Annotated in this window: 22 protein-coding genes and 1 tRNA gene; 7 read left to right on the top strand and 16 right to left on the bottom strand. The window is 58.0% G+C overall.

Translation table 11 applies throughout. From position 1 onward, the window contains the following. Nucleotides 1-9: 9 nt before the first annotated feature. The 3 genes from QQX03_RS04210 to QQX03_RS04200 form a co-directional block, all read right to left on the bottom strand. A complete protein-coding gene (locus QQX03_RS04210; protein WP_285976624.1) occupies nucleotides 10-993 on the bottom strand; it encodes a chlorophyllide a reductase iron protein subunit X in 984 nt (327 codons plus the stop codon). After that, entirely contained in the window at nucleotides 990-1,925 is a 936-nt protein-coding gene (bchC, locus tag QQX03_RS04205; RefSeq protein WP_285976623.1) for a chlorophyll synthesis pathway protein BchC, read from the bottom strand. The genes QQX03_RS04210 and bchC overlap by 4 nt, the downstream gene beginning before the upstream one ends. 112 nt (nucleotides 1,926-2,037) lie before the next feature. Continuing rightward, nucleotides 2,038-3,162 (bottom strand): methyltransferase, encoded by a 1,125-nt coding sequence (locus tag QQX03_RS04200; RefSeq protein WP_285976622.1) that lies wholly within the window; start codon nucleotides 3,160-3,162, stop codon nucleotides 2,038-2,040. Nucleotides 3,163-3,233: 71 nt separating this feature from the next. On the opposite strand from QQX03_RS04200, the gene crtD reads away from it, so the two are divergent. Then, entirely contained in the window at nucleotides 3,234-4,793 is a 1,560-nt protein-coding gene (gene crtD / locus QQX03_RS04195) for a 1-hydroxycarotenoid 3,4-desaturase CrtD (protein WP_285976621.1), read from the top strand. Beyond that, on the top strand, nucleotides 4,727-5,632 hold the full coding sequence (locus QQX03_RS04190; protein ID WP_490401896.1) for a hydroxyneurosporene dehydrogenase: 906 nt from the start codon (nucleotides 4,727-4,729) through the stop codon (nucleotides 5,630-5,632). The genes crtD and QQX03_RS04190 overlap by 67 nt, the downstream gene beginning before the upstream one ends. On the opposite strand, the gene QQX03_RS04185 is transcribed toward QQX03_RS04190, so the two are convergent. The 6 genes from QQX03_RS04185 to QQX03_RS04160 form a co-directional block, all read right to left on the bottom strand. Continuing rightward, nucleotides 5,629-5,817: a hypothetical protein gene (locus tag QQX03_RS04185; protein WP_285976619.1), complete on the bottom strand. Its 189-nt coding sequence runs from the start codon at nucleotides 5,815-5,817 to the stop codon at nucleotides 5,629-5,631. The two genes, QQX03_RS04190 and QQX03_RS04185, sit on opposite strands and share 4 nt — an antisense overlap. 2 nt (nucleotides 5,818-5,819) lie before the next feature. Next, on the bottom strand, nucleotides 5,820-6,713 hold the full coding sequence (gene bchO, locus QQX03_RS04180; RefSeq protein WP_285976618.1) for an alpha/beta fold hydrolase BchO: 894 nt from the start codon (nucleotides 6,711-6,713) through the stop codon (nucleotides 5,820-5,822). Further along, the gene (locus tag QQX03_RS04175) at nucleotides 6,710-8,422 is read right to left on the bottom strand and encodes a magnesium chelatase subunit D (protein WP_285976617.1); all 1,713 of its coding nucleotides are present in this window, start codon (nucleotides 8,420-8,422) and stop codon (nucleotides 6,710-6,712) included. The genes bchO and QQX03_RS04175 overlap by 4 nt, the downstream gene beginning before the upstream one ends. Beyond that, nucleotides 8,419-9,420: a magnesium chelatase ATPase subunit I gene (gene bchI, locus QQX03_RS04170; RefSeq protein ID WP_285976616.1), complete on the bottom strand. Its 1,002-nt coding sequence runs from the start codon at nucleotides 9,418-9,420 to the stop codon at nucleotides 8,419-8,421. The genes QQX03_RS04175 and bchI overlap by 4 nt, the downstream gene beginning before the upstream one ends. 49 nt (nucleotides 9,421-9,469) lie before the next feature. After that, entirely contained in the window at nucleotides 9,470-10,747 is a 1,278-nt protein-coding gene (locus QQX03_RS04165) for a DUF3422 domain-containing protein (protein WP_285976615.1), read from the bottom strand. A 285-nt stretch (nucleotides 10,748-11,032) separates the two neighbouring features. Then, nucleotides 11,033-11,122, bottom strand: a tRNA-Ser gene (locus QQX03_RS04160). Between the two features lie 191 nt (nucleotides 11,123-11,313). Between QQX03_RS04160 and hspQ the strand changes: the two genes are divergently transcribed. Continuing rightward, the gene (gene hspQ / locus QQX03_RS04155) at nucleotides 11,314-11,694 is read left to right on the top strand and encodes a heat shock protein HspQ (protein WP_285976614.1); all 381 of its coding nucleotides are present in this window, start codon (nucleotides 11,314-11,316) and stop codon (nucleotides 11,692-11,694) included. A gap of 110 nt (nucleotides 11,695-11,804) precedes the next feature. Here the strand turns inward: hspQ and QQX03_RS04150 are convergent, their stop codons facing one another. Next, the gene (locus QQX03_RS04150) at nucleotides 11,805-12,698 is read right to left on the bottom strand and encodes an ABC transporter permease (RefSeq protein ID WP_285976613.1); all 894 of its coding nucleotides are present in this window, start codon (nucleotides 12,696-12,698) and stop codon (nucleotides 11,805-11,807) included. A gap of 114 nt (nucleotides 12,699-12,812) precedes the next feature. Between QQX03_RS04150 and QQX03_RS04145 the strand changes: the two genes are divergently transcribed. From QQX03_RS04145 to QQX03_RS11550, 3 genes are all read left to right on the top strand, one after another. Continuing rightward, the gene (locus QQX03_RS04145; RefSeq protein ID WP_285976612.1) at nucleotides 12,813-13,484 is read left to right on the top strand and encodes a GcrA family cell cycle regulator; all 672 of its coding nucleotides are present in this window, start codon (nucleotides 12,813-12,815) and stop codon (nucleotides 13,482-13,484) included. Nucleotides 13,485-13,567: 83 nt separating this feature from the next. Further along, nucleotides 13,568-13,846, top strand: coding sequence for a DUF1993 family protein (locus QQX03_RS04140; RefSeq protein WP_285976611.1), 279 nt, complete (start codon nucleotides 13,568-13,570; stop codon nucleotides 13,844-13,846). 55 nt (nucleotides 13,847-13,901) lie between these two features. Then, nucleotides 13,902-13,982 carry a DUF481 domain-containing protein gene (locus QQX03_RS11550; RefSeq protein ID WP_367114440.1) on the top strand — a complete coding sequence of 27 codons (81 nt, stop codon included), beginning with the start codon at nucleotides 13,902-13,904 and terminating at the stop codon, nucleotides 13,980-13,982. A gap of 3 nt (nucleotides 13,983-13,985) precedes the next feature. On the opposite strand, the gene QQX03_RS04135 is transcribed toward QQX03_RS11550, so the two are convergent. Both QQX03_RS04135 and QQX03_RS04130 read right to left on the bottom strand, forming a co-directional pair. After that, entirely contained in the window at nucleotides 13,986-14,672 is a 687-nt protein-coding gene (locus QQX03_RS04135) for a spermine/spermidine synthase domain-containing protein (RefSeq protein ID WP_285976610.1), read from the bottom strand. Then, nucleotides 14,672-14,959: a winged helix-turn-helix transcriptional regulator gene (locus QQX03_RS04130; protein ID WP_285976609.1), complete on the bottom strand. Its 288-nt coding sequence runs from the start codon at nucleotides 14,957-14,959 to the stop codon at nucleotides 14,672-14,674. The genes QQX03_RS04135 and QQX03_RS04130 overlap by 1 nt, the downstream gene beginning before the upstream one ends. A 174-nt stretch (nucleotides 14,960-15,133) precedes the next feature. Between QQX03_RS04130 and QQX03_RS04125 the strand changes: the two genes are divergently transcribed. After that, entirely contained in the window at nucleotides 15,134-15,343 is a 210-nt protein-coding gene (locus QQX03_RS04125; RefSeq protein ID WP_285976608.1) for a DMT family transporter, read from the top strand. A 74-nt stretch (nucleotides 15,344-15,417) separates the two neighbouring features. On the opposite strand, the gene pnp is transcribed toward QQX03_RS04125, so the two are convergent. The 4 genes from pnp to QQX03_RS04105 all read right to left on the bottom strand — a co-directional run bounded on the left by pnp (nucleotide 15,418) and on the right by QQX03_RS04105 (nucleotide 19,872). Next, nucleotides 15,418-17,703: a polyribonucleotide nucleotidyltransferase gene (gene pnp / locus QQX03_RS04120; RefSeq protein WP_285976607.1), complete on the bottom strand. Its 2,286-nt coding sequence runs from the start codon at nucleotides 17,701-17,703 to the stop codon at nucleotides 15,418-15,420. 170 nt (nucleotides 17,704-17,873) lie between these two features. Next, entirely contained in the window at nucleotides 17,874-18,143 is a 270-nt protein-coding gene (gene rpsO / locus QQX03_RS04115; RefSeq protein ID WP_285976606.1) for a 30S ribosomal protein S15, read from the bottom strand. 12 nt (nucleotides 18,144-18,155) lie between these two features. After that, entirely contained in the window at nucleotides 18,156-19,160 is a 1,005-nt protein-coding gene (truB, locus tag QQX03_RS04110; protein WP_285976605.1) for a tRNA pseudouridine(55) synthase TruB, read from the bottom strand. After that, the gene (locus QQX03_RS04105; protein WP_285976604.1) at nucleotides 19,153-19,872 is read right to left on the bottom strand and encodes a site-2 protease family protein; all 720 of its coding nucleotides are present in this window, start codon (nucleotides 19,870-19,872) and stop codon (nucleotides 19,153-19,155) included. The genes truB and QQX03_RS04105 overlap by 8 nt, the downstream gene beginning before the upstream one ends. Nucleotides 19,873-19,890 lie beyond the last annotated feature (18 nt).

Here is a 19,890-nt window from a genome sequence, read left to right as displayed (position 1 = left end):
AGTCAAGCGTCACACCTCATCGTAAATAACTTCGAGGCTGGGCTTCGGCTCAAAAGTGCCGCCGCGCATATCGGCCTGGGTCGCCGGAACGAGTTTGACATCGCCTCCAGTGTCTTCGGGGGAGAAGAGGCCAAGCAACCCGTCCTGGTCTAAGGGAGCAGGTTGGCGCGGCGGCGCCTTGGCAACGTTTTCAGCTAGCTGTTCAAACAGCCCACTCCATTCGCCGCCTGGCTTTCCGATGATCTGATAATTGGCGGATTTGCGGCGGATATCTTCATCTGCCGGAATTGCTGTCAGCACGGGAATGTCGACCGCCTTCGCGAAGGCTGCCGCCTCTCCAGTACCGTCGTCCTTGTTTACTATCATGCCGGCAACACCGACATTGCCACCCATCTTGCGGAAGTATTCGACCGCTTGGCAGACATTGTTTGCGACATAGAGCGATTGCAAATCGTTCGAGCCGACGACAATCACTTTCTGGCACATATCGCGTGCAATCGGCAGGCCGAAACCGCCGCAAACTACGTCGCCCAGAAAATCCAACAGGACGTAGTCGAAACCCCATTCATGGAAGCCGAGCTTTTCCAGCAACTCGAAGCCGTGGATGATCCCGCGCCCGCCGCAGCCGCGACCGACCTCAGGTCCGCCAAGCTCCATCGCAAAGACGCCGTCACGCTGGAAACATACGTCTTCGATAGTGACTTCTTCACCCGCAAGCTTTTTCTTCGAGGAAGTTTCAATGATGGTTGGGCAGCTCTTGCCGCCAAACAACAGGCTGGTAGTGTCAGACTTGGGGTCACATCCGATAAGCAGCACACGTTTGCCTTGCTGCGCCATCATGTAGCTGAGGTTCGACAAGGCAAAGCTCTTCCCAGAGCCCCCCTTGCCGTAAATCGCGATAACTTGCGTTTCGCTGGTCACTTCGCCTGTGTGGACGGGGTCCGGCTCCTGAGCCGCCTCATTCCTTAAGGCTTGAGTATCAAGCATTGTCATTCGTAGCTGCTCCAGTCCAACACCATCTTGAGACAGTCGATTTCAGTGAATGCTGTGGGATAAGCCGTTTCAGCTTCACTCGCGGGACGAACGTCAGTGATCAGGCCATCAAGGTTGAGAGCCCCGGTTTCGATTAGCGCTCGAGTCGAAGCCAAGTCCTCAGGGGTCCATTCAGCTGCCACGCGCAAGCGCGCCTCTGCCTGGAATGCGGGGGCGAAGCCGAAGCTAAGCCGGTCCGAATAGAATCCAGCAAGAACGATCTCGCCGCGTTTGCCCAGCCGCCCGATCAGATTGTCAAGCCCGTGAGCATAGCCGCTAACGTCATATATCGAGCTGTAGTCGTGTCGATCGTCGTCCTTGGGCGCGATACATTCGTAGCCAATTGCGCCTTCGCGGCGCTCGGCCTTGTTATCCCAAACTGTGGGAGCAGGTGCGCCTGACGCGATGGTAAGTCGGGCAAGCAAACGCCCCAGAACGCCATGGCCAATAATAAGTTCAGGTGGATCGCCAGCGGCCAGCGCGTGCAGCGCTGTAGCGGCCAGTGCCATCAGCACGCCTTTTTCGGCCAGATCTTCAGAAATGGTGAGCGCGCGCTCGGATGGGACGATTAAGCGGTTTGCGGTTCCACCAAACAATCCGCGCGCGTCAGCAAAGCAGTTCGCACCCGGTACAAACACCCATTCACCAATGCGTCCTTGGAATTCAGGCGCGGCATCGACAATGCGGCCGACAGACTCGTAACCCGGCACAAGCGGATACCCCATGCCGGGGAAACGCGGCATTTCGCCGGTCCACAAGAGCTTCTCCGTGCCACTGCTGATCCCGCTCCACACGGTTTCAACGATAACGTCTGATGAGGTCGCGGGATTCAGCGACAACTGCCTTACAGACAGCCGTTTTGGCGCATCAAGAATCACCGCGATCGCGTCCATCTTGTGGACTTCCCCTAATGGTCGCGATCAACCCTTTCGCGATAGATTTTTTCACCCACTGTCATCATAGCCTGACAGTTGAAAGTGTCAATAATGTAAGACAAGTTTACTGTCAGGCAAATGCGACAGTCAGGCTGGTGATGAGCGGCTGCCCCGTCTTGATAGCTCGAAAATCCCGGAATCCTGCGGCTCTCAGCATCTTGTATAGCTCCATCCGCGTGCGTGGGCGCCCTGATCGCATTGCCCACAGATAGAGTCCGAAATAAGCATCGCCCATATTTTTTGCACCGCGGGTATCCGCCATTGGCTCCGCGATGACGAGTCGCCCGCCAGGCTTAAGCGCAGCACGAGCCGCAGCGAGAAGGCGATGTGCCTGCGCATCGTCATGATCATGCAGGATCCGGACCAGCGAGATGCAATCATAGCCTTGCGGTAGCGGATCGCAGAAGAAGTCACCTTCATGAAACTCGAACCCGGAGTCGAGGCGGGCGCGTGCGCCTTCAACAACGCCCGGCAAATCGAAAATGCCAATCAGCATTTGCTGATGCTTTGCCGCTAAGGCACTTGCGAACGCGCCATGTCCCCCACCGACGTCGAGTACCGAGCTTACGCCATTAAAGCGATAGGACCGCAGCACTTCATCAGCGACCATGCCCTGCGAAACTGCCATCAGTTCGGAATAGGGGGCAACCATCTCAGATGGCTCTGCATCTGCATCGGCGCGTGCCGCATAGCGCCAGAATTCGGATAGTTCTGTCGGCTGTTCGCGATTCTGGCGTAGCAAAGCCATCGGATCCGCCAGATCACGATAAAGGAGCGTGTGATGCAGGATCATCGCCTGCGCGCCTTCCTGCGGAATAAGCGACGCGCCTCTCTCGCCCAGCATCCACAAACCCGGTGATACCTCTTGAGCGAGCTTCAGCGCAGCTGCTGCGCGCAGCAAACGTTCAGCAGCCCCCTTGCTCAGATCCGCTACTTGTGCCGCTTCACTCACATCGGTTGGAGCTTCGGCGAGCCGCTTCAGCAATCCGCTCTCGACCATGGCGAGAAGCGTCTGCGTGTATGTGAAACCTGCCACGAGATCGAACAGTTCAGCCGCCTTTCGCCGCGCGAACGGACGCAAGAACCAATTCCTTGCGGCCCATTGCTGGAAGCGCGGGTTGCTCAGCACGCTGTTGCGCCAAGCGACCCAACGCTGCTTCCACAATGATGCTTGCTTGCCTTCGGAGCGAGACATAGGTGACTCCTTATGTCCATTTGATTGGACATCTGTTATGTAAAGGTCAAACACCTTTCGGGGAGCGAGGCTTGAACGCTGGGGTAGTCGTTATCGGTGCAGGCATGGGCGGTTTGGCCTGTGCAACGCTATTGGCTGCTCGCGGCGAACGCGTAACCGTCATCGAAAAAGACAGCTGGGTCGGCGGAAAAGCACGCCGAGTCTCACTCGATGGCGCGGAAATCGATGGCGGCCCGACGGTCTTCACTCTGCGTGACGTGTTCGATGGAATTTTTCGTGCCGCAGGTGCGGAGCTTGATGACTACGTCACCACTCGCCGCGCAGGAGTCCTCGCGCGCCACGCTTGGGATGACAGCGCCTATCTTGATCTTCATGCCGATCCGCAGCGCAGCGAAGAAGCGATCGGCGATTTCGCAGGCGCCGAGGCCGCAGCAGGATTTAGAGCCTTCCGTCAAGAAGCCCGCTCCATATATGCCTCGCTTAATGACACAATGATGCGCGCGCCCAAGCCGGCTACGCCGCTGTCGCTGGTCTGGCGTATGGGTCTGAGCAATGTTGCCGGCTTCATGGGTACGCATCCTTACGTCAGCCTATGGAACGCGCTCGGCAAGCATTTTGGTGACCAACGCCTGCGTCAGCTGTTCGCGCGCTATTCGACATATTGCGGCTCATCGCCTTTCAATGCGCCTGCGACACTTATGCTGATCGCGCATGTCGAGGCTATGGGCGTGTGGTTGATCGACGGCGGGATGGCGGCGCTGGCGAAGGCGCTGCAGGATTTGAGCAAAAGCCAGGGTGCCACGTACCGGCTCGGAACGGCAGTCGAGCGGATAGATGTCACTGGTGGTCGCGCTTCTGGAGTTATCCTGGCAAATGGCGAACGCATCGCCGCAGACGCGGTTATCGCCAACGCTGATCCTGCAGCCATCGCGAGCGGACTTTTCGGCCAGAATGCTTCACGCGCAGTTTCACAATTTGGAACGAGCAAGCGCTCGCTCTCCGCCTTTGTCTGGTACGCCAAGGCGCGGGCTCAAAGCTTCCCGTTAGTGCGCCATAATGTGTTCTTTTCGCCGGATTACCCGCGCGAATTCCTCGATATCGCGGCAGGTACACCGCCGAGCGATCCAACCGCTTATGTATGCGCGCTGGACCGCGACCCAGGGCGGGGCGAAGCGCCCGGCCGCACAGAGCGTTTCCAGATAATCGTCAACGCACCCGCCAATGGCGACAACCACTGTTATACTCCCGAGGAGATCGACCAATGCACCAAAGCGATGATGCGCAGCCTGACACGTTGCGGGCTGAAGCTGGACGATCCGTTCACCCACGAAGTGGCGACGCCGAACACGTTCGAGAAGCTTTGGCCCTCAACCGGAGGAGCGCTTTATGGACGAGCCTCGCACGGATGGGCGGCATCCTTCCGCCGGCAGGGAACGCTTACGAAGATCCCTGGGCTTTATTGCGCGGGCGGCAGCACCCATCCGGGGGCGGGAGTGCCAATGGCGGCCTTGTCCGGGCAACTGGCAGCAGCGAGAGTGTTGCAAGACCTTGCTTCGATGCGGAAATCGCACCCGGTGGTTATGGGTGGTGGTATGTCGACGCCATCAGCGCAGACGGGAAGCACGGGCTGACCATCATTGCCTTCATCGGCAGCGTTTTCTCTCCTTATTATAAAAGTTCAGGGCGGCGTGAGCCGGAGAACCACTGTGCGCTCAATGTTGCGCTTTATGGGCCGCGGGCGCGCTGGGCCATGACAGAGCGGCAAAACGACGCGTTGTCCCGCGATCGTGACACGCTTATCCTTGGCCCCAGCAATGTGCGTTGGATGGACGATCACATGGAGATAGAAATCGCTGAGCGCGACAAGCGCTTATTCAATCCGTACCGCAGGCAGATACGCGGCACAGTGCGGGTCTATCCGCAAATGCTGAACTCAACCGCTTTCGCACTTGACCCGCAAGCCAAGCATATCTGGCATTGCATCTCGCCGCGCGCGCGCGTGGAAGTCGACATGCGCGAACCAGGGATAAATTGGCGCGGTGCGGGCTATCTGGATTCCAATTTTGGCAGCGAGTCGCTGGAAGAAGGGTTTCGCATTTGGCATTGGTCGCGGGCGCACATCGGTAAAGAAGCGATTGTTTGCTATGAAGGCATACGCCGCAACGGCAGCGGGTTTGCCAGTGCGCTGCGTTTTCGCGCGGACGGTACGCCGCAGGAGACTGAGCTGCCAATGGTTGCCCCGCTTCCAAATTCTGTGTGGCAGATTACTCGCAAAACGCGGTCTGATCGTGGCGACGCCAAGATTCTTGCTACGTGGGAAGATACTCCGTTTTACGCACGTTCCACGCTGGCTTCTCGGTTGGACGGCGAGAAAGTTGTCGCTGTTCAGGAAAGCCTGGATATGGACCGGTTTGCTTCCGGAATTGTCCAATTCATGCTGCCCTATCGCATGCCCCGGTCGGACCGTTAATTTTCCGAGGATGAGTCCTTCTCCGCCGCTTCGCGTTCAGCGCGATCTTTCTTGAGTTCGCGATCGGTCGACCAGATCTGGTAGACACAAAATCCGATCACAAGGAAGAAAGTCATCCCGATCTCGATCAGCCCCATGTTGGGGACCACCAAGGCGCGCCACTGCTCCCACAAGCTATCGGCCATACCTATTTCGCTCCCTGGATATGCGCTTCTGCGAATTGCGCGATCACTGCTGCGGAGCGCTGAGGCGCTTCCTCATGCGCAATGTGCCCTAGATTTTCCCACACGTCCAATCGCGCATTTGGCAGCTTGGCCGCCGCGCCTTCGACTGAACCCAAAGGCACTGCTTGATCACTGCGCCCGTGCACCAGAAGCACTGGGTTGCTGATGCCAGACAACCCCTTGGAAAAGGTGTTCAAATCCCAGTGCGCCATCATCGCAAGCGCGCCCCGCGCGTGGTGCGAATTGGCGAACAGCTTCGCATAGCACGCCAGCGACGTCGGATCGGTCTGAGAGCCAGTTGATCGCTGGAGGAAACGCTTGGGATCACCGGCAAATCTGGAAACGCCCGCGAACACCCTTGGCACAAATGGGTTGAGCAGCAGCAATCTTGCAAGGCCCGGGAATATCTGTGCTGCCGCACCCGGGAAAGGCGTAAGTGCAGGGCTGAACCCAATGACTGGTGTACTCTCGTTCACTACACCTGTTCGCGCCAATTCGAGCGCGATCGCCGCACCGGCGGAATGCCCAACCAGTCCAGCCGGCTTTGCATCAAGCGTATCGATTAGAGCCGCGAGCGAGCGCACCATTCCTGCCAGGCTGGCTCTGCTGCTCACCGGTTCGCCGCCAGTGAAGCCATGTAGAGGCAAGTCGGGGGCAACTACGGTGTAGTGGGAGGCCAACCGCGGTATGATAGCATGCCAGCTGTGTGTAGAACCTCCAGTCCCATGCAGCAGAAGCAGAACTGGCCCCTCACCCATTTGCTGGACATGGAAACGCAGACCGTCAGCAAAAATGAAACGGCTATGCTCGCGATTTGGCCAGCTTCGTCCCTCACGCTCCCAGTTGAGCGCACTCATCGTACGAGCTGCGGGCCAGGCTGCGCGGCATTGACCGCACGCTCAAGCGCGGCCGCATCCGCCATGGGAAGCGGCAGATAACGCGCCTGCATGGCTTGTGCGAGCTCCGCTGCTTCAGCGCGCGGGCGAGGTGAAATATCGATCACGATGCTGTCGATGCCGCGTAGGGCCAATGCCCGTGCAGCTGCGTGCGCGTTTTCCTTTGCTTGCGCGCGACCAGGTGTGCCATCTGCGGCAATATTGGCGCTGCCATCAGTCAAGCACACAAGGAACGGCGTACGCCCGCGTGAGGAAATTGCTTCAGCCATTTGTAGCCCAAGCTGTAATCCCGACGCGAGCGGTGTTCCGCCACCTCCTGGCAATTCGGACAAAGCTCTGCGCGCCCTGGTAAGCGAGCGCGTTGGCGGCAACAGCATTTCCGCACCCTCACCGCGAAACGCGATCAGCGCGACCTCGCTGCGTTTGACATAGGCTTGCGCGAGAATACGCTCGACCGCCCCCTTGGCCTCTGCAAGCCGCGCGACGGCGGCAGAGCCCGATGCATCAACGCAAAAGATTGTGACAGAGCCCGCGCGTTCTTCAAATCGCCGGATCCGCAGGTCGTCCTTCTCGACAAACAGCGCCGTTGGGGAGTCATCCCCACGTTCATGCCGCCGCAACGGCTGCCATGGTGCTGCTGCACGCAGGCTGTCGATCAGCGCCAACCGTGCCCCGCCACGCGGGATACCGGGCCGTGCGCCCAGCGGTTTGCCGCGCAGCTTGGACATACTGCGTTTGCCGCTTGTGCCGCCTCCAGCGCTGCGCCGTAATTTGCCCGCTGCGATTTTCGCCAAAACATCCGGCGGGATCGATGCGAGCGCGGCTTCGATCAGCATTTCTTCAGGCGGTAGCTCGCTCGACTGCTCTCGGTCGTTGTTACCCGGATCATCGGCTCTATCTGGCGGCGGGGCAGGCTCACTTTCCTGAAGCTGCTCCTGCGGCAATTGCGTTGCGCGCGGGACTAGTACCAATGACACTGCCGCGCTCAAATCTTCATGTCGCACTTTCTTGCGGCGATGGAGCGCAGCATGCGCTCGCGCCGCTGTCAGCGCAAACAGCAGTGGACGCACAGAACCGATCCCCAGCGCGACAGACACTGCTGCCAGCGCTGCCAGCTGTTCATCTTCCAATTCAGCAACATGACTAATCGAAAGCGGTTTGGGTACGATCTTGTCATGATCCAACGAGGCTGCGCGCGACAAATCGCACTTGAACGCCACCCGATCCAGCAAGGCATCAGCTGGCCCTTCATCGGATTCGCGGCCATCATCAAGCGCCACCAGCGCGATGTCCTTGTCATCAAGCGTTTGCGCCAATCGCCCGGCGGTCGCCTCTCGAAGCCGCTCAGCCATCGGCACCACTACCACGCCACCGCGCACCTCGCTGAGCAATCCAGCGCGTTCTACCGCTCTGCCCTCGGCTAAGCTTGCAGCGATATCCACACCGCCGAGCAGGCCTTCATCGTCGATATTGGCTGGCAAACGCCGCGAAGGCGACGTTTCGGGCAATGCAACTTTCAGATAGCCAAGCACCAAGTCGCGCGCCGGCCCTCCCCCCCGCAAGCAAATCCCGCCAAGCTTTTGAGGAGCGATTGCCAGCAGGCGAACTGCGAGCAGCGCGTCGGCCAAGGGGTCGAGATCGGACTCCGGCGCGGGCGCGCCGCGCGTCATCCGAACAGCTCTGCCACCGCGCGTTCGATGCGAACTGTCGAACCTGTTTCATCGAGCACATCGCGGCGCAAGCGGTGCCGCAGCGCCAATGGGGCAACTTCAAGCATATGCTCGCGTTTGACCTTGCGCGCGCCGCTCAGCGCAGCAAAAGCGCGGGTGGCCCGCATCAACGTCAGTTCTCCGCGCAAGCCGTCAACGCCGACCATCATGCAAAGATGAGCCGCATCGGCGAGCACATCATCCGGCACATCTATTGTCTGCACACGCTTTTGCCCGCGCGCGATCTGCTTGATGATCTTGTCGTCTTCGGCTTGCCATGCTTTGGCAAAGCCTTCAGGATCGCGTTCCTGCGCGCCGCAGCGTCGCATGATCTCGACGCGTTCCTCGATTTCGCTGGGCGTGCGTACGTCAACGGAAAGTCCGAAGCGATCAAGCAGTTGCGGGCGCAATTCGCCTTCTTCCGGGTTTCCGCTTCCGATCAACACGAACCTGGCGCGGTGGCGCACGGACAGCCCTTCGCGCTCGACCACATTCTCACCTGACGCCGCCACATCGAGCAGCAGATCAACGAGATGGTCCTCAAGCAGATTGATCTCGTCAATATAAAGGAAACCGCGATGCGCCTTGGCCAGCAGGCCCGGCTCGAACGCTTTTTCACCCTTGCGCAGCGCTTTCTCCAAGTCGAGCGAGCCCACAACCCGGTCTTCAGTCGCACCCAAGGGCAGATCAACGAAAGGCAAAGGTCGTTTTACTTTGCGCTTCGATGTGCAGGGATCGGGGCAAGTGCCGGCCTGATCAGGTGTACAGCCGTACCGGCATCCCTCCACCACCAGCATCGGCGGAAGCAGCGCAGCCAGCGCGCGGCTGGCCGTCGATTTGCCCGTGCCGCGATCACCGAAAACCATTACGCCGCCGATCGTAGGATCGACCGAAGCAATCAGCAGCGCGAGCTTCATCTCGCTCTGACCGACAATCGCTGAGAAAGGAAAACGCGCCATGTGTCCACAAGTCTGGACAAATTCCCGCGTCAGGACAAGTAATTAGTGCTCAATCGTGTTTTGCGCGGTTTGCGAATAGGCGTTTGCGTAGCATGCGCATCCCGATCCAGATGCCGGCGACGACCGGAATCACCAGGGCAGCCAGCACCCAGTTCTTCTCCAAGCCGTATCGATCAAGCGGCAGGCCACCAAGCAAATAACCGACCAATCCGATCAGGTAATAGCTCAGCGCCACGACCGAGAAACCTTCAACCAACTGCTGCAGCCTGACTTGCATCCGCGTGCTCTGATCCATCGAGTGGAGCAGTTGCGCATTCTGGTTCTCAATCCGCGTCTCGATCCTTGCGCGCAAGAGAGATGCCAATTGCGCAGCGCGAAGAGCCAATTGGCGAACCCGCGCTGTGGTGGCTTTGCACGTGTTCATCGCGGGGAAAAATCGCCGCTGGGTAAAGTCCGCCAGCGAAGCATAACCGGGAATGGGACGCAGATCGACTTGTACCAACCGGTCTTTGACCAATTGTGCGTATGCGCGGGTTGCGTCCATCCGGAATGAAATAGAGGTTTCAATTGCCGCTAGCTCCAAAGAGAGCTTGGACAAAATATCCATCAGCTGGTCATCGGTTTCGTCGCGATTATCGATTCGCGCTGCGAGATCGCGCAAACGCGCCTCGGCTTCATCAAGCTTTGGCCAGCATTCGCGCGCAATTGGAAGTCCTAGAAGTGCGCGATTGCGATAATTGCCTAGTTCCTGCAAGCGCTGGACCTGGCGTGTGATGTCAGCAGGGTCCGCGCCATTGGCGGCAACCAACAAACGCCCGAAGCCATCGTCCTGAATACGAAAGTCCGACCACATGCGGATCTGACCGCCCAAATGACAGGAAACAAGCTCCGCACGCTCCAGATCGACTTTCGGTAAAACTGCTTCGACATGCTGATCGCTTCCTGCAACCCAGATGCGCGTGCAACGTACAATCTGACCCGGTAGCTGGCTTACCCAATCGAGCGCTGCTGCCAGTTCGGAATGTGATAGTGGATCCAGAAACGCCTGCGCATGAGAATTCGCCGCGAACAGAGAGAGGCTAGTTCCTTCGCTGTGCCGCTCCCATACGAATTTCACATGTTCGCCCAGCCGGCCCGCTCGATAGGCCGGATTGCCAACCGGATCGTCAGACTTGGCTTTGGCTTCGATCACAGAAAGCTCTGCTGCGCGTTCATCATCGTCAACGATCAAGACCCATTGGACGATCACACAAGGCACCTCAAGCACCGGCCAGCGACGCAGATGCATCTCGCCTACAGCTTTCTTGCGCAGTTCATGATCACGCATAGATGTCCTTTCTCGCTAACCGAATGCTCTCGCCAGTCGCAGGTTAGCCTGTCGGTACTCTCCCAAAACACTTATTTTGAGCCTGCATGCCTCGGGAAACCTTCACATGTTGAAACCTTGCAAGGGGTTGCTGGGTTCCCGTACAATTGGTTTGACCCAGCCTAGCATGACATGCCGAGCCTTACATAGTCTCTTTACGAGGCCAAGTGACAAAGCTGGTGATCACGCAGAACCTCGACGTTCTTGAGACATTTTCCCTACACGCCATAATGGCCTGAAAATAGGTGGCGGAGAGACAGGGATTCGAACCCTGGGTACTCGTGAAAGCACAACGGTTTTCGAGACCGCCCCGTTCGACCACTCCGGCATCTCTCCGCATTCTTGTCTGCACGCGGTTGACGCGGACGAGCCGCGCGTAAAGCGTCGTCATGTCCAGCCTGCGACAAGAAGCGCGCCAGTTAGCTGACCCCCCTGCCCTTGCCAAGCACAAATTCGCCGCAAAACTGGGGACGGTTTGCCGATGCGCCCTTGTCTCCCGCGACCTATCACCCATATCCTCCGTCATTATGGAGAGAGCTGTGTTCTTTTCCAGCCAAGCTGGACGCACCATCGAGGCCCCGCGTCACGTCAAGTCGCGCTTCGGGATTGGCGATGTTGTGCGCCACCGGATGTTCGATTTTCGCGGTGTGATCTTCGATGTTGATCCGGTCTTTGCCAATAGCGAAGAATGGTACCAGGCTATCCCTGAGGACATCCGCCCAAGCCGCGAGCAACCATTTTATCACTTGCTGGCTGAGAATAACGACAGTTCCTACGTCGCCTATGTCAGCCAGCAGAACCTGCTTACCGATGCAAGCAGCGGACCGATTGATCATCCGCAAATCGCGCAATTGTTCGAACAGTTCGACGGCAAACGGTATCGCATGCGCCGAGCGCTGACCCACTAATGCGTCTAGCCACGGTCAACGGCGCATTTGACATTAGTATCACACATACCTGCTAGAACGTCCGGCATGGACAGAATGACCATGATATCAGCTGTCGACGAGCCTGCCCTTTAGTCCTTGAGTTTCCAGCCGGAACGCAAGACCAGATAAACGATGATGGCAAGAGCAAGGTTTAGTACCCCAAGCGCAACCGCCGCCTGAACAACCGCGTCGGCACCCTCGCCGATATCGCTTTCTCCTAGGAAGCCGTAGCGGAAGCCAGAGATCACATAGAAGAACGGGTTTGCCCGGCTGACAGCCTGAAACGCCGGCGCAAGGTTGTCGATTACATAGAATGTACCGGAAAGCAGCGAGAGGGGTGCAACTACGAAATTGGTAATGGCCGCGTTGTGATCAAACTTTTCCGACCAGATCGACGTTGCCAATCCCATGAGCGACAGCATGATCGCGCCCATCAGGCCAAACCATATCACGGCCCATACATGCGCTATGGACAGCGAAACTCCCGGCCACAGCGCCATCGCCAGCGCAACCGTGCTGCCCACCATCACCGCGCGGGTCACAGCTGCGCCGATAATACCTGCCATCAGCTCTCCATGCGAAAGCGGCGGCATGAGCAAATCCATGATTGTTCCCTGGATCTTGCCAGCGAGCAGCGAGAAGGACGAGTTTGCAAAAGCATTTTGCATCATGCCCATCATGATCAAGCCTGGCGCGACAAAGCTGGCGAATGGCGCGCCCAGCACTTCGCGTCCGCCACGCCCTAAAGCGACCGTGAAGATGATCAAGAACAGCAGTGTCGTGACGGCCGGGCCCCAAATTGTCTGCGTGTGCACCTTGAGAAACCGCCGAACCTCCTTAATATAGAGACTCCACAAGCCGACGCGGTTGACGCCGGAGATTACCGGCACGCCGCGCGGCGTAAAACGGGTCCCTTCGCCCGAATTTGTCTTGTCGAGGGGTGCCTCCGATTTCGGACGGGCAGGAGGTGCTTGATCGGCCATGCAGGCGCGCCTAGTGCGATGGAGCGGCTGTGACAAGTCACACAGTAAGATTCGTTGTGCTGTTTGCTGATCGAAAACGGGCAACCAGCGCGGGACACAGGAACTGGAATTTAGATGAGTTGGACTGACGAGCGTATCGCTACGCTAAAGAAAATGTGGGAAGGCGGATCAACCGCTAGCCAGATCGCTGAAGAGCTTGGGGGAGTGAGCCGTAATGCCGTAATCGGCAAGGCGCATCGGTTAGGTCTGAAATCACGCCCTTCCCCGGTAAAAGCGGGTGAGAAGAAGAAAGCTCCGGCTAAGAAGCCTGCGCCAAAGGCCGCTGTGAAGAAGACCGCTGCTAAACCTGCAGCAAAACCGGCAGTAAATCCGACCGACAAGCCAGCAACTGCGCAGGCATCAGGTGCGAGTATTCCGTCACAACCAATTCCTAACAAGACGCCAGACCTGCCTAAAATCGTGTCGGTCGGTCCTGGTGGATTCTTGCGTCAGGGTCCGGGCGATCAGCAAGCGCCGATCCCACCAGCTCCACCGCGCCGATTGGTGCCCGCGAAACCGAGCCCGGCAATCGAGGACAAAACTAGCTTGCTCGATCTGACCGAGAAGATTTGCCGCTGGCCTATGGGTCACCCTGGTGAGCCTGACTTCCACTTCTGCGGCGAAGCAGTGAACCCGGGATATCCCTATTGCGTTGAGCATTGCGGGCGCGCCTATCAGGCACAGCTGCCGCGCGGCGCGCGCAGACCCCCTCCACCGCTTCCCTTCGGTGGCCCCCGCGTAAGGTAGGTCGGGCGCGCTGAGCAAAGACTTTCGAGGCCCGGTTGTCCCTGTGGATCGCCCGGCCTTTTCAAATCTCACGGAGCATTCGCATGGCCATTAACCCTTACGACGCCTTCGTCCAAAGCTGTCAGCAGATTTTGAGTGGGCTCTCAGGCTTGATCGCCAAAGGCGAGGCGCATGTGAAGGAGAATGGGCTTTCGGATAACGACCTGATCGGCGCGAAGCTTGCAGAGACGATATGGACACTGCCGCGGCATGTCCGCGCATGCTCGATGCATTCAGCCTGCACCTTTGACCAAATGCCAACGGGCGAATTTACGGCAGATTTCACGATCGTACCGGATAGTTGGCAGTCATACGCGCAATGATTGCGGATGCGCAAAGCAAGCTGGCAGCGTTCTGAGCACACGCTTCTCTTAAGCAATCGAGTATGACAGCAGCCCTCTAGCAGGCTCCGAGCAAACCGACACGCTTAGCCGGGTGACTCTAATCTACGACTTTTGACCTTCAGCGCTGTCTAGGGCGGGCGAACCAGATCGTGTGCCGCGGGCCCTTATTGTTAGGCCGGGCGCGGAAGAAGCGTTCTTCAACATCAAATCCGGCATCGCGCAGTTTTCTGGTGAAGCGGTGGTCTGATGCTGCAGACCATATCGCGAGTATGCCACCCGGCTTTAGGGCATCTCGCGATTTTCCCAGCCCCGTGGGTGAATAGAGGCGGTTGTTTTCCTCGCGGACAATACCATCGGGTCCGTTATCGACATCGAGAAGAATGGCATCGAATTTGTCGCAAGTGCCGTCATTTGCATCGTCGATCAGGGCCGCGACATCGCAAATCTTCAGGTCCATTCGCGGATCTTCCAGACAGCCACCCGTCAGTTCTGCCATCGGACCCTGCGCCCATTCGACAATTTCCGGTACAAGTTCTGCTACGACCGCCTGACCGTTGGAGCCCATGCGCGCCAGCGCGGCCCGCAAGGTGAAACCCATGCCGTAGCCGCCTATCAATATTCGCGGCGCGTCATTCCCAACGCGCTCCATGGTCTGCACTGCCAGCTGCTCTTCGCTGAACTGCATACGCGTGCCCATCAGCTCGTTCCGCCCGAGCATGATGATGAAATCGCGGCCATGGCTAACGAGCGACAGCTCGTCGCCATCGGGTATCTGCGCTGTGGCCAGGGTCTCACGCGGAAGCATCAGGCTGAATACCCCCGCTTTTTGAGATTGTGACCAACCTTAACGATCGAATCGAGTGCTGGGATCGATCCGCCGCCCAGTTCAGTCAGCGAATACTCAACCGATGGCGGCGAGGTGTCGCAAACCTTGCGAGTGATGACGCCTCGCTGCTCAAGCTCGCGCAGCCGTGCCGGCAACACCTTGCCGCTGACAGGGGAAATAACATCCATCAATTCGCTGAAGCGGCGTGGCCCGGCCCGCAGGCACCACACCACATTGGGTGCCCATGTACCGGCAATAACCGCCATGCATTCGGTTAACGCGCAAGGTTCGGGCGGCTTTGGGCTGTGATTTATGCGACGCTTGAGCATGATCTTCCAATCGACGTGTTTCGCGAGGTTACCCATGGGTAACCTAGAAATCCAGTTACCAATAGAAAGTAGGTGGCATTGGGAAAGTGAGAGTAATAGCTGGGCGGCGTCTTGATTGCGTTTTATGCCATATCAATCACATTTATCGGCCCACGTTTCGGCATGGGCAATGCGATCTTCTTCGTCTTGCTTGGCCAGATCATCAGCGCAGTCATCATCGATCATTTCGGCCTGATGGGCGTACCAGTTGCACGAATTGATCTAATAGGCATCGCGGGAATCACGCTGATGGTTGTCTGGGTGCTACTCGCCAGAAGGTAGCCGGCAGACCTGCTCAAAAAAGAAGGCCCGCCATGATCTCTCCGGCGGGCCTCATCATTTCAATTGAAAAGAGCTTAGTCTTTAAGGAAGTCCGGCACGTGGGCAGAGCCGTCATCGCCGCCGCCCTTGTGGCCATCATCACGGCCACCGCGACGACCGCCACCACGGCCACGACCGCCGCCGCGATCATTCCTCGGACCACGGCGATCGCCACGATCACCGCGAGGCTTGCTTTCGCGTGGAGGACGTGTGTCTTCCAGCTCTTCACCGGTTTCCTGGTCGACGACACGCATCGACAAGCGAACCTTGCCACGCTGGTCGATCTCGAGGACCTTGACCTTTACTTCCTGGCCTTCTGAAACAACGTCAGTTGGCTTCTCGACGCGCTCGTTCTTCATTTCGCTGACATGGACGAGACCGTCCTTGCCACCCATGAAGTTCACGAATGCACCGAAGTCAACGATGTTGACGACCTTGCCGGTGTAGATCTTGCCGACTTCAGCCTCTTCAACGATGCCTTCGATCCACTTGCGCGCGGCTTCGATTTCATCGGCATTTGAAGAGCTGATCTTGATCACGCCTTCATCGTCGATGTCGACCTTTGCGCCGGTTTCAGCAACGATTTCACGGATAACCTTGCCGCCCGTGCCGATAATGTCACGGATCTTCGACTTGTCGATCTGCATGGTTTCGATGCGCGGAGCGTGCTTGGAAACGCCTGTACGCGCTGAGCCAAGAGCTTTCGCCATTTCACCAAGGATGTGCGTGCGGCCGGCTTTCGCCTGCTCCAGCGCCTTGGCCATGATTTCCTGCGTGATGCCGGCAACCTTGATGTCCATCTGCATGGTGGTGATACCTGCTTCTGAACCGGCAACCTTGAAGTCCATGTCACCCAGGTGATCTTCGTCACCCAGAATGTCTGACAGAACAGCAAAGTCCTCGCCTTCAAGGATCAGGCCCATCGCAATACCAGATACAGGACGTTCGATCGGAACGCCTGCGTCCATCATCGACAGACAGCCACCGCAAACGGTCGCCATCGAGCTCGAGCCGTTGGACTCGGTGATGTCTGAGAGCACGCGGATGGTGTAGGGGAAGTCTTCATGGTTGGGCAGCACAGGGTGCAGCGCGCGCCATGCGAGCTTACCGTGGCCGGTTTCGCGTCGACCGGTAAAGCCAAAGCGACCCACTTCGCCAACCGAATAGGGCGGGAAGTTATAGTGCAGCATGAAGTGGTTGTAAGAGAGACCCTCGAGACCGTCGATCATCTGCTCGGCATCTTTGGTGCCCAGCGTGGTGGTGCAGATTGCCTGCGTTTCACCGCGCGTAAACAGCGCTGAACCGTGTGTGCGTGGCAGCAAGCCAACCATAGCTTCGATCGGGCGAACCTGATCAAGCTTACGGCCGTCGATACGAGTGCCATCCTTGATGATGGCGCCACGAACGATTTCTGCCTCCAGCTTCTTCACTGCCTTGTTGGCAACCAGCTGCGTTTGCGCTTCTTCGTCAGCGAAAGCTTCCTTCGCCTTCGCACGTGCTTCATTGAGCGCGTCCGAACGGGCCGACTTGTCAGTCAGCTTGTAAGCGGCTGCGATATCGTCACCAACGATGCCGCGCAGCTTTTCCTTGATCGCTGCGGTATCGTCCGATGTGTCGATAACCCATGGTTCCTTGGCAGCCTGTTCAGCCAGATCGATGATCGCGCCGATAACCTTGCGGCTCTCTTCATGCGCGAACATAACTGCGCCGAGCATTTCTTCCTCGGTCAGTTCCTTCGCTTCGGATTCAACCATCATCACAGCATCTTGTGTTGCTGCAACGACCAGGTCCAAACGGCCTTCGTCGTCGAGCGCAGTCTGCAGGCTCGGGTTGAGTTCGTATTCGCCATTGCGGAAACCGACGCGCGCTGCACCGATCGGGCCCATGAATGGAACGCCCGAGATGGTCAGTGCGGCCGAAGCTGCGATCATCGCAACAATGTCCGGTTCGGTTTCGCCATCATAGGACAGAACCTGAGCGATAACATTGATTTCGTTGTAGAAACCTTCAGGGAAAAGCGGGCGAACCGGGCGGTCGATCAGACGGCTGGTCAGCGTTTCTTTTTCCGTTGCGCGGCCTTCGCGCTTGAAGAAGCCACCCGGGATACGGCCGGCTGCAGAGAATTTTTCCTGATAGTGAACAGTGAGCGGGAAGAAGTCTTGCCCTTCACGAACACTTTTTGCGGCGGTTACAGCGCAGAGCACTACGGTTTCGCCATAGGTGGCCAGAACGGCGCCGTCTGCTTGACGGGCAATCTGACCGGTTTCGAGAGTGAGGGTTTTTCCGCCCCATTCAATCGACACGGTTTTCTTATCAAACATGTATTTTCCTTTTGTACCCGCGGGGCCTTATTGCCGCGCGGGGCCTACAAATCCCGGGAAATCCGCCCCGGTGCGGTGTGGGACGTTTATCTGCCCCCGGGCCAGCAACCGGATGTTGCTCGGCTCCTTATGCAAGAAGCGGCCCGAAAGGGGGCCGCTTCGAGAAATTCTTACTTACGAAGACCCAGCTTCGCGATCAAAGCGTTATAGCGCTCTACGTCTTTCTTCTTGAGATAGGCGAGCAGGCTGCGACGCTTGTTGACCATCTGCAGAAGACCACGGCGTGAGTGGTTGTCCTTGTGGTGGCCTTTGAAATGCTCGGTCAGGTTGCGGATACGCTGCGTGAGGATCGCTACCTGTACTTCCGGGCTACCCGTGTCACCTTTGTCGCGGGCATTTTCTTCGATAATCTTCGTTTTCGTTGCGGCATCAACCGACATAATAATTCTCTCTTACTCAGCGACATCGGGTAGGTTAAAGCCCCTGACGACTTTCGCCGTCCCATCCTCAATTTCCATCAACGCTACCGGCACATCGTCCAGCATCGCACAATAGAGCCCGGATGGTTGGGGCAGTTCAGACAGGACCCGGCCCTGACGGACCGCCTGCCCACTTGTCTGATCGAGAATGAGAGCCGGGATGTCGTCCAGCCCCACCTCGAGCGGCAGGAGTAGGTCTTGAAGGCTCGCGCCATTAGCGATTTCGTTGAGTTTGTCCAGCGAAATCGCCTGACTTTCAAGGAAGGGGCCTGCCTTTACACGCCGCAGATAAGTCACGTGACCAAAGGTCCCAAGCGCGCGCGCGATATCGCGTACCAGAGAACGGATATAGGTCCCTTTGGAAACATGCGCGATGAGAGTGACGCTTTCAGCCAATTCGAGTGGCGCGGAAGGATCATAGGGATCAGGCCGGCCGCGTGATGTTGCAAAAGCGGAATCAAGTTCAGACCCCGACTGATATGAGGATGCCATCTCCAGCGAGTGGATCGTTACCAACCGCGTTTTGATCTCTACCGTTTCTCCAGCTCGCGCCCGGGCATAGGCGCGTTTACCGTCCACCTTTACCGCTGAATAGGCAGGCGGCACTTGCTCGATTTCCCCTGTGAAATGTTCAAGGATCGCAGCCACGGCGGCCATTGGTGGTCGCCTGCCCGAGCGGTCAACAACTTCGCCCTCCGTGTCGAGCGTGTCTGTCTCTTCACCGAACCGGATCGTAAATTCATAGATCTTGTCGCTATCCAGCATGCGTCCAGCCAGTTTGGTCGCCTCGCCCAGTGCTATTGGCAAAACCCCTTCGGCAAGCGGATCAAGCGTGCCACCGTGGCCAACCTTGGTCTTGGCATATCCACCTTCGCGCAGATTGCGCTTCACGGCAGCGACAGCCTGCGTCGAGCCGAGCCCACGCGGTTTGTCGAGGATCAGCCAGCCGGAAACCGGATGCTCGCGCGGATCAGCCACCAGCCACCACCGTCGCAATGTCGAGATATTGTTTGAGCGCCCAGTTCACAGGCGGTCCAATCGTGTTCTCCAGCACGCCCCATTCCGGGGCAAACCATGTCAGCGCGACCAGACCAAAAAACAAAGCCATCCCGTAAGGTCTCAGCTTGCGATAGCTGCGCGCCAACGAAGGTGGCAGCAGCCCTTCAGCTATATGCGAACCATCGAACGGCGGGATTGGCAACAGGTTGAAAACGCCCAAGAACACATTGATCAGGATGAAATAGAACATGCCGCTTTGCAGCAGCAGCGTTTCACCTGCCCCGTCCGCAATCAGCGACATGCCGCTACCAGTGCTTGTGATCTGAGCTCCAGCAGGGAGGAATAGCCCCAAGGCGATTGCGCCAATCAACGCCAGTACAAAATTCGAACCCGGCCCCGCAGCTGCCACCGCCATCATGCCATAGCGCGGATTGTCGAGCCGATCCTGCCGCACTGGAACAGGTTTGGCCCAGCCGAACACAGGAGCCCCGGCCAGCGCCAATGAGCCTGGCACCAGCAAAGTACCAACAGGGTCGACATGGCGAAGCGGGTTAAGACTTAAACGTTGCGCGTCGCGCGCGGTCGTATCGCCGAGCAGCAACGCGGAATATCCATGCGCGACCTCGTGGAACACGATCGCGACGATCAGGCAAGGGATCAGCACCAGCGCCATTGTGAGAGTATCTGTCATTTATTGAAGATAGTGGCG

Source organism: Altererythrobacter rubellus (assembly GCF_030284385.1).
Taxonomy (GTDB): Bacteria; Pseudomonadota; Alphaproteobacteria; order Sphingomonadales; family Sphingomonadaceae; genus Erythrobacter; species Erythrobacter rubellus.
This window is presented reverse-complemented; position numbering and strand designations above follow the sequence as displayed.

Excerpts from the sequence above, each read along its gene's own strand:
- bchC (WP_285976623.1), bottom strand. The coding sequence starts at position 1,925 with ATGGACGCGATCGCGGTGATTCTTGATGCGCCAAAACGGCTGTCTGTA.
- bchI (WP_285976616.1), bottom strand. The coding sequence starts at position 9,420 with ATGGCGCGTTTTCCTTTCTCAGCGATTGTCGGTCAGAGCGAGATGAAG.
- QQX03_RS04140 (WP_285976611.1), top strand. The coding sequence starts at position 13,568 with ATGGCCATTAACCCTTACGACGCCTTCGTCCAAAGCTGTCAGCAGATT.
- rpsO (WP_285976606.1), bottom strand. The coding sequence starts at position 18,143 with ATGTCGGTTGATGCCGCAACGAAAACGAAGATTATCGAAGAAAATGCC.
- QQX03_RS04210 (WP_285976624.1), bottom strand. The coding sequence starts at position 993 with ATGACAATGCTTGATACTCAAGCCTTAAGGAATGAGGCGGCTCAGGAG.
- QQX03_RS04200 (WP_285976622.1), bottom strand. The coding sequence starts at position 3,162 with ATGTCTCGCTCCGAAGGCAAGCAAGCATCATTGTGGAAGCAGCGTTGG.
- QQX03_RS04130 (WP_285976609.1), bottom strand. The coding sequence starts at position 14,959 with ATGGCGGTTATTGCCGGTACATGGGCACCCAATGTGGTGTGGTGCCTG.
- bchO (WP_285976618.1), bottom strand. The coding sequence starts at position 6,713 with ATGAGTGCGCTCAACTGGGAGCGTGAGGGACGAAGCTGGCCAAATCGC.
- QQX03_RS04165 (WP_285976615.1), bottom strand. The coding sequence starts at position 10,747 with ATGCGTGATCATGAACTGCGCAAGAAAGCTGTAGGCGAGATGCATCTG.
- QQX03_RS04175 (WP_285976617.1), bottom strand. The coding sequence starts at position 8,422 with ATGACGCGCGGCGCGCCCGCGCCGGAGTCCGATCTCGACCCCTTGGCC.
- QQX03_RS04185 (WP_285976619.1), bottom strand. The coding sequence starts at position 5,817 with ATGGCCGATAGCTTGTGGGAGCAGTGGCGCGCCTTGGTGGTCCCCAAC.
- QQX03_RS04145 (WP_285976612.1), top strand. The coding sequence starts at position 12,813 with ATGAGTTGGACTGACGAGCGTATCGCTACGCTAAAGAAAATGTGGGAA.
- hspQ (WP_285976614.1), top strand. The coding sequence starts at position 11,314 with ATGGAGAGAGCTGTGTTCTTTTCCAGCCAAGCTGGACGCACCATCGAG.
- pnp (WP_285976607.1), bottom strand. The coding sequence starts at position 17,703 with ATGTTTGATAAGAAAACCGTGTCGATTGAATGGGGCGGAAAAACCCTC.
- QQX03_RS04135 (WP_285976610.1), bottom strand. The coding sequence starts at position 14,672 with ATGCTTCCGCGTGAGACCCTGGCCACAGCGCAGATACCCGATGGCGAC.
- QQX03_RS04105 (WP_285976604.1), bottom strand. The coding sequence starts at position 19,872 with ATGACAGATACTCTCACAATGGCGCTGGTGCTGATCCCTTGCCTGATC.
- QQX03_RS04150 (WP_285976613.1), bottom strand. The coding sequence starts at position 12,698 with ATGGCCGATCAAGCACCTCCTGCCCGTCCGAAATCGGAGGCACCCCTC.